This is a genomic window from Micromonospora sp. ALFpr18c, assembly GCF_008868155.1.
Classification (GTDB): domain Bacteria; phylum Actinomycetota; class Actinomycetes; order Mycobacteriales; family Micromonosporaceae; genus Micromonospora.
In genome coordinates this window covers 1-10,681 of record NZ_WBKR01000212.1, presented here as the reverse complement: position 1 = coordinate 10,681, position 10,681 = coordinate 1, and the positions used below count along the sequence as shown (strand labels likewise).

9 protein-coding genes are annotated in these 10,681 nt (G+C 71.0%); 8 read left to right on the top strand and 1 reads right to left on the bottom strand.

Annotated features, from left to right (window positions below; translation table 11 throughout):
* From F8271_RS33440 to F8271_RS26810, 5 genes are all read left to right on the top strand, one after another.
* Nucleotides 1–232: hypothetical protein (locus tag F8271_RS33440; protein WP_225854782.1), on the top strand; the 232-nt coding region annotated here is incomplete at its 5' end.
* 12 nt (nucleotides 233–244) lie between these two features.
* Complete coding sequence (locus F8271_RS26825) at nucleotides 245–520, top strand: hypothetical protein (RefSeq protein ID WP_151492641.1); 276 nt, start codon at nucleotides 245–247, stop codon at nucleotides 518–520.
* Nucleotides 521–670: 150 nt separating this feature from the next.
* Nucleotides 671–1,405, top strand: coding sequence for a hypothetical protein (locus F8271_RS26820; protein ID WP_151492640.1), 735 nt, complete (start codon nucleotides 671–673; stop codon nucleotides 1,403–1,405).
* Nucleotides 1,406–1,686: 281 nt separating this feature from the next.
* Entirely contained in the window at nucleotides 1,687–2,757 is a 1,071-nt protein-coding gene (locus F8271_RS26815; protein ID WP_151492639.1) for an NAD(P)-dependent alcohol dehydrogenase, read from the top strand.
* 9 nt (nucleotides 2,758–2,766) lie between these two features.
* The gene (locus F8271_RS26810; protein ID WP_151492638.1) at nucleotides 2,767–4,143 is read left to right on the top strand and encodes an NADP-dependent succinic semialdehyde dehydrogenase; all 1,377 of its coding nucleotides are present in this window, start codon (nucleotides 2,767–2,769) and stop codon (nucleotides 4,141–4,143) included.
* Between the two features lie 566 nt (nucleotides 4,144–4,709).
* Here the strand turns inward: F8271_RS26810 and murQ are convergent.
* Nucleotides 4,710–5,603 (bottom strand): N-acetylmuramic acid 6-phosphate etherase, encoded by an 894-nt coding sequence (murQ, locus tag F8271_RS26800; protein ID WP_151492637.1) that lies wholly within the window; start codon nucleotides 5,601–5,603, stop codon nucleotides 4,710–4,712.
* Between the two features lie 188 nt (nucleotides 5,604–5,791).
* Between murQ and F8271_RS26795 the strand changes: the two genes are divergently transcribed.
* The 3 genes from F8271_RS26795 to F8271_RS26785 all read left to right on the top strand — a co-directional run.
* Nucleotides 5,792–7,354, top strand: a complete 1,563-nt coding sequence (locus tag F8271_RS26795; protein ID WP_151492636.1) for a sodium:solute symporter — start codon at nucleotides 5,792–5,794, stop codon at nucleotides 7,352–7,354.
* A gap of 11 nt (nucleotides 7,355–7,365) precedes the next feature.
* Nucleotides 7,366–8,535 (top strand): anhydro-N-acetylmuramic acid kinase, encoded by a 1,170-nt coding sequence (locus tag F8271_RS26790; protein WP_151492635.1) that lies wholly within the window; start codon nucleotides 7,366–7,368, stop codon nucleotides 8,533–8,535.
* A 25-nt stretch (nucleotides 8,536–8,560) separates the two neighbouring features.
* The coding region (locus tag F8271_RS26785; RefSeq protein ID WP_151492634.1) for an FAD-binding and (Fe-S)-binding domain-containing protein at nucleotides 8,561–10,681 on the top strand (2,121 nt) is incomplete at its 3' end.

Sequence of the window (10,681 nt, the reverse complement as noted above, 5' to 3'; positions counted from 1 at the left end):
CGTGTCGGGTCTACCGGCGTTCGTGCTGGCGCTCGCGTCCGCACACGGCGGCACCGGCACCGGCGGCGTCGATCCACCGACGTCGACAGCGCAAGGACCACCACGTGTCTCGCCGCCCTGCCGGGGGTTCGCGGTCGGCACCGTCGAGATGAGCGCAGTCAGCCGGCCCGTGGAGCGGGGTCCTCCACCGCCACGGCAGCTCCTGATCACCGACCCGCGTCCACGACGTTGATCAGGAGAGATCATGGAGATAGCCGTTATCTGGATCCCCGCCGACATCGAGCCGTCGGAACCCGCCGTCGCGGTCTGCCTCACGCACCTTCGACGGCACGCCTACCGATTCAAAGGGATCATCCGGGCGCCGTGGGAGACCGTCGAGCAGAGAATGATCGACGGGGAGGTGGACGTGGTCGTGATCGCCGACTTCGCCCACCTGCCCCCGGATCGGTCACCTCGCATCGAGGTGGCCACCACCCCGGCGTCGACGGCCGACGAGGACCGGCCGACTCCGGGCAGATGATTCGACCGGCACGACGAGGCGCCCCGTCCGCCGCGGACGGGGCGCCTCGTCGACCAGGTGCCCGTGCGGGTGCCGCGACCTGACCGCCCGGAAGCCGGGACGTCACGCGAACCGTTGCCCCGCACCAACATCCACGGCATCATGATCATGATGACCGAGCGCCCGGACTGGATGAACCGCTACGTCGCAGGCGACCACCGGCAGGTCTGGCATGAGATGCGGCAGCTTGGCGGCCGCGTGCGTGAGCCCGCCTTCGCCGCGCAGGCACAGGCGGTGTGCGACGAGATGGCCCGCCGAGCCCGAAGCAACATCGAGACACTTGTCGCGCGACTGCGCGAGCAGAGCTACCGATTCCACGAGAACGACGACGACCAGACTCCGACCGAGCCGTACGCCCCGCCCGGTCCGGAGGCGGAGGAGCACCTGCACTGGTTGGAACAGCGGGTCGGCCCTCTCCCGATGGTCCTGTCGTCGTGGATCCGCATCGTGGGCGACGTGTGGCTGGTCGGAACGCACCCGCAGTGGCCCAGCTCGGCGGCGGCCGACCCGCTCGTGTTGGAGCTGGCAGGTACCCGATACCCGGACAGCGACATCCGTGAGTACTTCGCGGGCGAGATCAAGGCGTGGCAGGACGACCAGGACGAGCCGTTCCTTCTGCCCGTCGCGCCCGACCAGTTCCACAAGGACAACGTCAGCGGCGGTGGCCCCTACGGCATCGTCCTTCCCGACTCATGCGCCGACGCGCACTTCGTGGGCGAGGCCGGTATGCCCCTCGTGGCCTACCTGAACTGGGTCTTCCGGCACGGCGGTTTCCCCCGACCCACCGGCGACCAGGCGCAGTGGGATGTCACCTACCGGCTGACCAGAGACCTCCACCGCCTCTAGCCCTGAGCGGCGGGCGGTGGGTAGCGACCGTCCGCACCGGAGCGGGGTGGAGCCGACCGCCTCGGTGGCGTCGGACCGTAGGTCGGTGTCTGCGGCCACCGCCCGGATCGACCGCATGAGCAAGGGGCAGAGCGGCTCGCTGCCGTTCCGAGCGCCGGCCTCCGGACAACGTCCCATCCGAGCGGAAAGCCCTTCGCTGGCGCTGAACCGATCCACTGTTCGTCCACTATGGAGTCATACGATCGGCCGACTGGACCGATCCCAGAGGCTAGGAGAACGAGATGAAGATGCGAGCGGCTCGAATGTACGGCTACAACGAACCGTGGCGGCTGGAAGAGGTCCCGGTACCGGACATCAGTGCCGACGAGGTTCTGGTGAAGGTTGCCGCGACGGGCATGTGCCGCAGCGATTACCAGCTCATCCATGGCTACTTCAAGATGGCCGCGCCAATGAAGTTCCCGGCCATCCCGGGACACGAGATCGCCGGACACGTGGCCGGGGTGGGTTCCGCCGTGCCGAGATCGGCCGGGCTCTCCGACGGCGATCTGGTCGTGGTCAACCCGGGTTGGGGTGACGGCACCTGTCGACAGTGCCACGAGGGCAACGAGCAGCTCTGCAGTGGGACCGGCTCGTGGCCCGGGTTCGGCCCGCCCGGCGGCTTCGCCGAGTACGTCGCAGTGCCGTACCGCCACCTGATCACGGTGGACCCCGGTGACCAGAAGCCGGAGAACTTCGCGCCGCTGACCGACGCCGGCCTGACCCCGTACCGTGGGATCAAGAAGCTGGCGGCGGCCGGGAAGCTGGGTCCGGGCCGGACAGTGGTGGTGGCCGGCATCGGCGGGCTCGGCAGTTACGCCGTCCAGTACGCCAAACTGCTCGGTGCTGGCGCGACGGTGGTCGCCTTCTCCCGCACCGACGACAAGCTCACGGTGGCCCGGGAAAACGGGGCCGACCACACCGTCAACACCCGCGACAAGACGGCCGAGCAGGTGCAGGACGAGATCGAGGCGGCGACCGGTCGCCGGACGGTTGACGCCATCCTGGACTGCGCCGGTGCCGTGGAATCGATCGCCCTCGACTTCTCGATCCTCGAACCGGAGGGCGCGGTCGCCTCGGTCGGCCTGATGGGCACCAAGGTCGAGGTGCCGTTGAATGTGATCGTCGGGACCGAGCTGTCCTACTTCGGATCATTCTGGGGTAATTACAATGACCTTACCGAGGTCCTCGCGCTCGGTGCGGCCGGCCGGATCAAGCACACCATCACCACGGTGAAGCTCGACGACATCAACGAGAACCTGGAGGCGCTGGGCCGCGGAGACGTGGTCGGCCGCCAGGTCGTCGTTTTCGACTAGGGGGCCCCGATGCCGATCGCAACCATCAACCCGGCTACCGGCGAGACCCTGCGGACCTTCGAGGCGCACCCGCGGGAGGAGGTGCTGCGGCGGATCGCCCAGGCCGCCGACGCGGCGGCAACGCTGCGCTCCACCAGCTTCGCGCAGCGGGCAACCTGGATGAACGCCGCGGCCGACGTTCTCACGTCCGAGATCTCGGACGTGGCCCGCATGCTCACCCTGGAGATGGGCAAGCCACTGTCGCAGGCCGTCGCCGAGGCCAACAAGTGCGTGCACGGCATGCGGTTCTACGCACGTAACGCGGAGAAGTTCCTCGCCGCCGAGCCGCTGGACGACCCGGGAGCCGTGCACGCCCGCCAGGCCTGGACGGTGTGGCAGCCGCTCGGCGTGGTACTTGCCGTGATGCCGTGGAACTTCCCCCTGTGGCAGGTGATGCGCTTTGCCGCGCCCGCGCTCATGGCGGGCAACGCGGGGCTGCTCAAGCACGCCTCCAACGTCCCCCAGGCCGCGCTCTACCTCGACACGCTCTTCGAGAAGGGTGGCTTCCCGTCCGGTTCCTTCCGGACGCTGCTGATCTCGTCGAAGGACATCGAGCCGGTCATCACGGACGACCGGGTCCGGGCGGTCACCCTGACCGGGTCGGAGCCGGCCGGCCGGTCGGTCGCCGCGATCGCGGGACAGCATCTCAAGCGGACGGTGCTGGAGCTGGGTGGCTCTGACCCGTTCATCGTGATGCCGAGCGCCGACCTGGACGCGGCCTCGACGACTGCCGTGCGGGCCCGTGTGCAGAACAACGGTCAGTCGTGCGTCGCGGCCAAGCGTTTCATCGTGCACGACGACATCTACGACGAGTTCGTCCGCCAGTTCGTGGCCAAGATGGGCAAGCTGGTCGTCGGCGATCCGATGGACGACGGTACGGACGTCGGCCCGCTGGCCACCGAGGCGGGGCGCCACGACCTCGCCGAGCTGGTCGACGACGCGGTCGCCAAGGGCGCGGAGGTGCTCGTCGGTGGCTCCGTGCCGCCCGGGCCCGGCTGGTACTACCGGCCCACCGTGCTGGCCGGTCTCACCGACGACATGCGGATCGTCTCCGAGGAGGCGTTCGGCCCGGTCGCGTCGGTGTACCGGGTGGCCGATCGGGCGGAGGCCGCCGCGGTCGCCAACCAGACCACGTTCGGCCTCAGTTCGGCGGTGTGGTCCGGCGATGCCGAGGAGCAGGGGTGGTTCGTCCACAACCTGGACGCCGGCATGGTCTTCCTCAACGGCATGACCGAATCCTTCCCCGAGTTGCCGTTCGGCGGTGTCAAGAATTCGGGGTACGGGCGGGAACTCACCTACGCAGGGATCAGGGAGTTCTGCAATCTGAAGACGGTCTGGAAGGGCTGAGGGACGACGACGCGGCGGGGACGGGCATGACGGGCGACATCGAGCCGCACGTGGTGATCGACGAAATGCTGGTCACCAGCCAGAACCCGGCCTCCTCGGCGCCGGCCGCAGACCAGTCGATCGCGCTGGTCGGCCGCGCGTAGTCCCGGCGACCTCCCGTCCGGCGGGCCCGCCACGGGCCTGCCGGACGGGAGACGGCCTATCGCCGGCCTGCTCCACCTCGCCGAGGACCGGCCCAAGACCACTCTGGACCGGCCGACTGGCACTGACCACGCCGTGTCACGCTCGCCGACCGCCGCCGCCACCTCGGTGACGCAGGCTTCCGCCGCCCGCTGCCACCGTTGTCGGGTGTCGCGGTCGGCGGGCGCCTCCAGCCACTCGCCGGAGCGCCGGGCGCCGTCCGGCACCGCCGTGCCCGCGTCCCAGAAGACGGACGGTCCGTGGTTCAGCGACAACCGCCTCATCCGGCACGTGTCCATCCGCCCACCGTACGGGTGCGGTGCACGCACAACCGTCGATGCGCCAGGGCGACCGGTGGCCGCGTGGGGCGGTCCCGCCACCGTGGGTCAGGCCGCGACGGCCGCCCGGACGTCGTCGGCGGCGTCGCGCAGCCGTGCCGCGGCCTCCTCGGCGGTGCAGTTCGCGAGCAGCAGCACGATGGCCGTCTTGGCGTGCCCGTGCGCCGCCGAGAGCGCCCGCGCGGCGGTGTCGAGATCGGTGTCGGCGGCCTCGGCGACGATCCGGCGCGCCCGGTCGACGAGCTTCTCGTTGGTGGCGTTCATGTCCACCATCAGATTGCCGTAGACCTTGCCGAGTCGGGCCATGGTGGCGGTCGAGAGCATGTTGCAGACGAGCTTCTCGGCGGTCCCGGCCTTGAGCCGGGTGGAGCCGGTGAGGACCTCGGGGCCGGTGGGCACCTCGATGGCGACGTCGGCGTACCGGCTGATCACCGCGTCGGAGTTGCAGGCGACGGAGACGGTCGTCGCCCCGCGCGAGCGGGCGTGCGCCAGCCCGCCGACCACGTACGGGGTACGGCCGCTGGCGGCGAGCCCGACCACCGTGTCGCGGGCGGTCAGGCCGATCGCGTCGAGGTCGGCGACGGCGCCGGCCGGGTCGTCCTCGGCGCCCTCAACGGCGACACCGAAGGCGCCCGCCCCGCCGGCGAGCAGGCCGATGACCCGGTCGGGCCGCGTACCGAAGGTGGGTGGGATCTCGACGGCGTCGAGCATGCCGATCCGGCCGCTGGTGCCCGCGCCGACGTAGATCAGCCGGCCGCCCTGGCGCAGCGACGCCACGACGACGTCGACGGCGGCCGCGATGTCCGACACGGCCCGGCGGACGGCGTCCGCGACCGAACGGTCCTCGTCGTTCATCGCGAGGAGCAGCTCGGTGGGGGACATCCGGTCGAGGTCGGTGGTCTTGTCGTTGCGGGTCTCGGTGCCGAGGGTGCTGAGGTCCATCCGGTGCTCGTTCCTCTCGCTGCTGTTCAGCTGTCGCGTGCCGCCCGGGCGCGTCCTGCTGGGCCAGCGCGTCCCCTATCAGCAAGCTGAAACCACAGCGTAACCAACCCAGGCGGGTGCTGGCAAAAAGTTTCGCGTTAGTGTGGGCCAACGTCACTTATTGACAACCCACTGGTGGGGAGTGAGCCGTGCGTCAACTCGACCTTGTCGTGATCGTGCTGTACCTCGTGGTGATCGCCTTCGTCGGACTGCGCCTGTCCGGCAGGCAGAAATCCTCCAAGGACTACTTCGTGGGCGAGGGCCGGTTGCCGTGGTGGACCGTCTCGTTCTCCGTGGTCGCCACCGAGACCAGCGTCCTGACCGTGATCAGCGTGCCCGGCGGCGCCTACAGCGGTCAGGGGTTCGGCAACGTCGAGCTGGCCCTGGGCTACGTCATCGGACGCGTCATCGTGGCGGCGGTGCTCATCCCGCTCTACAAGCGGGGCGGCTTCGTCAGCGCCTACCAGTACCTCGGTGAGCGGTTCGGCCTGAAACTTCAGGGTCTGGCGTCGGTGACGTTCGTCTTCACCCGCCTGCTCGCCGAGGGCGTACGGCTGTTCGCCTCGGCCATCCCCATCAAGCTGCTGCTCGACGAGTTCGGGCTGAATGTCGGATACCAGGCCATCATCATCGTCCTGACCCTGATCACGGTGGTCTACACCTACCTCGGTGGCATCAAGGCGGTCATCTGGACCGACGCCATCCAGATGGGGCTCTACCTCGGCGGGGCGATCCTCGCCATCGCGGTGCTCAGCCACGCCGTCGGCTTCGACGGCTACTCGCAGGCGCTGGACGCCGGCAAGTTCCAGCTCTTCGACACCAACGTCGACCTCGCGCACGTGCTCACCAGCCCGTTCGCCCTGCCGACCGCGATCATCGGCGGTGCGATCTTCGCGATGGCCAGCCACGGCTCGGACCAGCTGATCGTCCAGCGCATCCTGTCCACCCGCACGCTGCGCGAGGGCCAGCAGGCGATGATCTCCTCGGGCATCTTCGTGGTGATCCAGTTCGCGGCGTTCTCCCTGGTCGGCGCCCTGCTGTGGTCGTACAACAAGGGTCAGACCTTCAAGGAGCTCGGCCTGAACAGCAGCGACAACCTCTACCCGAGCTTCATCCTGCACGCCCTGCCGGTGGGCATCTCCGGTCTGCTGGTGGCCGGCATCCTCGGCGCCGCGATGGGTTCGCTGTCGTCGGCGCTGAACTCGATGTCGAACTCCACCGTCGCCGACTTCATCCACAGCTTCTTCCGGACGGTGCCGTCGGATGACGTGATGCTGCGCCTCGCCCGGGTGATGACCCTGGTCTGGGCGGTGCTGATGGCGATCTTCGCCTGCGCGTTCAGCTCGAGCACCGGCAACGTCTACCTGACCGGCCTGACCATCGCGGGCTACACCTACGGGGCGCTGCTCGGTGCCTTCCTGCTCGGCCGCCTCGTGAAGCGCGCCAACCAGGTCGACGCGGTGATCGCCTTCCTCGTCACCGTGGTGGTGATGACCTACATCGTCCGCTATGTCAAGATCGACGTCACGACGGCCGGGACCACCGTCCCCACCGCCATCGCCGCGCAGTGGCTGGTGCCGATCGGAGTCCTGATCACCCTGATCGTCGGCGCGGTGGCGAGCCGGTTCCACCCGGCCCCCGAGACGCCGTACGACCACCGGCGCACCGACGAGGCCGATGATCCGGCGGCAACGTCCGCCGGCCGGGCGTGAAGGAGGACATGATGCGCGTGATCGGCCTGATGTCCGGGACCTCCTACGACGGCATCGAAGCCGCCGCGGCCGAGTTCGACCTGAGCGGCGACGCCCTGCGGATGCGACCGCTGGGCCGGCTCAGCCACCCGTACCCCGATCGGCTGCGCGCGCAGATCGCCGCCGCCCTGCCGCCCGCGCCCACCAGCACCGAGGCGATCTGCGTGCTGGACACCGGCATCGGCCAGTCCTTCGCCGAGGCCGGCGGGCGGGCCCTCGCCGAGCTGTGCGACGGCAACGCCGACCTGGTGGTCTCGCACGGCCAGACCGTGCACCACTGGGTCGAGGGTGGTGCCGTCCGGGGCACTCTCCAGCTCGGTCAGCCGGCCTGGATCGCGGAGGCCACCGGCCTTCCGGTGGTGGCCGACCTGCGCAGCCGCGACGTCGCCGCCGGCGGCCAGGGTGCCCCGCTGGTCGCCCTGTTCGACGCGCTGCTGCTGCGGGGGCTGCCCGGTGTGCCGGCCGCTCTGAACCTGGGCGGCATCGCCAACATCACCGTCGTCGCGCCGGACGCGGACGCTCTCGCGTTCGACACCGGGCCGGCCAACGCGCTGCTCGACGCCGCCGTACGCCACTTCAGCGGGGGCACCGAGGAGTACGACCGGGACGGGCGCGGGGCGGCCGCCGGGCAGGTGAACCCGGCACTGCTGCGGCGGCTGCTCGACGAGCCGTACTACCGGCTGCCCGGCCCGAAGAGCACCGGGAAGGAGTTGTTCCACCTTCCCTACCTGCTCGCCGCCCTCGCCGACGCGCCCACGCCGGACCCGCAGGACGTGCTGGCCACGCTGACCCGGCTGACGGCGGTCACGGTGGCCGGCGCCTGCCACGACCACGGCGTCACCCGGCTCGTCGTCTCCGGCGGCGGCGCCCACAACCCGACGCTGATGCGCATGATCGCCGACGAGCTGCCGGGCGTCGACCTGTCGTCCAGCGACGAGGTGGGTGTCGCGTCCGACGCCAAGGAGGCACTGGCCTTCGCGCTGCTGGGCTACCTGACCGTGCACGGGCTGCCGGGCACCCTGCCGTCGGGCACCGGCGCGCGGCACCCCTCCGTGCTGGGCAGCATCACCCCCGGCCGCCAGCCGCTGCGGCTGCCGCCGCCGGTCGACACCACCCCCGACCGGTTGATCGTCGCCTACTGACCGCCCCGTTCGGGAGGACCCGCCCATGAGACCCGTCGTAGGAGTACCCACGCCGACCGCGGCCGGCGTCCGCGCCCGCGAGGTCGCCGAGCTGCTGCGCGCACGCCTCGACGATCCGACCCGGGCCAGCACCGAGCTGCCCCGCAGGCTGGCGGCGGCACACGACGCCTCGCCGTACCTGTTCGAGCCGCAGGCCCTGGTCCGCGCCACCTCGGCCGCCGAGGTGGGGGCGCTGATGGCCGGCGCCCGGGAGGCCGGCGTACCGCTGACCCTGCGCGGCGGCGGCACCAGCCTCGCCGGGCAGGCCGGCGGCGCGGGCGTGCTCGTCGACGTCCGCACCGACTGGCGGCACGCCGAGGTGCTCGACGACGGCCGCCGCATCCGGCTCCAGCCCGGCCTGACCATCCGGCAGGCCAACGCCCGGCTGGCCCGCTACCGACGCCGGCTCGGCCCGGATCCGGCCAGCGAGGCCGCCTGCACGGTGGGTGGCATGGTGGCCAACAACTCCAGCGGGATGACCTGCGGCACCACCGACAACGCGTATCGCACGATGGAGTCGCTGCGCTTCGTCCTCCCGTCCGGCACCGTCGTCGACTCCGGCGCGCGCGACGCCGACGACCGGCTGCGGGCCGACGAGCCCGAGCTGCACGCCGGGCTGCTGCGGCTGCGCGACCGGGTGCGCTCCACACCGCTGTCGCGCGCCACCATCGAGCGGCTGTTCGCCATGAAGAACACCATGGGGTACGGGCTGAACTCGCTGCTCGACCACGACAGCCCGGTCGAGATGCTGGCCCACCTGATGATCGGCAGCGAGGGCACGCTCGGCTTCGTGGCCGAGGCCGTCTTCCGTACCGTCGAGATCCACCAGCACGCCGCCACCGGCCTGCTGATCCTGCCCGGCCTCAGCGCCGCCACCGACGCGTTGCCCGCCCTGCTCGCCGCCGGCGCCCGTACCGCCGAGTTGCTCGACGCGGCCGCGCTGCGGGTCAGCCAGCGCGACCCGGACGCGAGCCCGGCCCTGCGCGGGCTGACGGTCACCGGGCACGCCGCGCTGCTGGTGGAGTTCGCCGAGGACAGCGCGGAGCGGCTGGCCGAGACGCTGGCCGACGCCCGGCACGTGCTCGACCGGCTGCCCGCCGTCACCGGCACCGAGCTGACCCACGACCCGCGCGAACGGGCCGCACTGTGGCACCTGCGCAAGGGCCTGTACACCGCGGTCGCCGGCGCCCGCCCGCCCGGCACCACGGCGCTGCTGGAGGACATCGCGGTGCCGATGCCGCGCCTGACCGGCACCTGCGACGGGCTGATCCGCCTGTTCGACCGGCACGGCTACCCGGACGCGGTGATCTTCGGACACGCCCGCGACGGCAACCTGCACTTCATGCTGACCCAGTCCTTCGACACACCGGCCGAGATCGACCGCTACGCCCGGTTCACCGATGACATGGTCGACCTCGTGCTGGCCGAGGGCGGAACACTCAAGGCGGAGCACGGCACCGGCCGGGCGATGGCCCCCTTCGTCCGCCGCCAGTACGGCGACGAACTGTACGACGTGATGCGCGAACTCAAGCGGTTGTGCGATCCGAGCGGCCTGCTCAACCCCGGCGTACTGCTCAACGACGACCCGACCGTGCACCTGCGGCAGCTCAAGGCCGTCCCGACGGTCGACCCCGAGCTGGACTCCTGCGTCGAGTGTGGCTACTGCGAGCCGGTCTGCCCCACCGCCGACGTCACCACCACCCCCCGGCAGCGCATCGTCCTGCAACGGCAGATCGCCCTCGCCACCGCGGCCGGCGACGAGGAGCGCCGCCGGGAGCTGACCACCGACTACGAGTACGCCGCGGTGGACAGCTGTGCCGCCGACAGCCTGTGCGTCACCGCCTGCCCGGTCGGCATCGACACCGGCGCGGCGATGAAGCGGCTGCGCGCCGAGCGGCACAGCCCCTTCGCCCAGCGCACCGCCCGCAGCACCGCGCGGCACTGGAAGGCCGCCGTCGCAGGCGTCCGAGTGGGGCTGAACGCCGCACATGTCGTGCCGACACCGGTGACCCGCGCCGCCACTGGCGTGCTCCGTGGGTTCGGCGCCACCGAACTCGTACCACAGTGGAGCGACGACATGCCGCGCGCCGGCGCTCCCCGCCCCGGA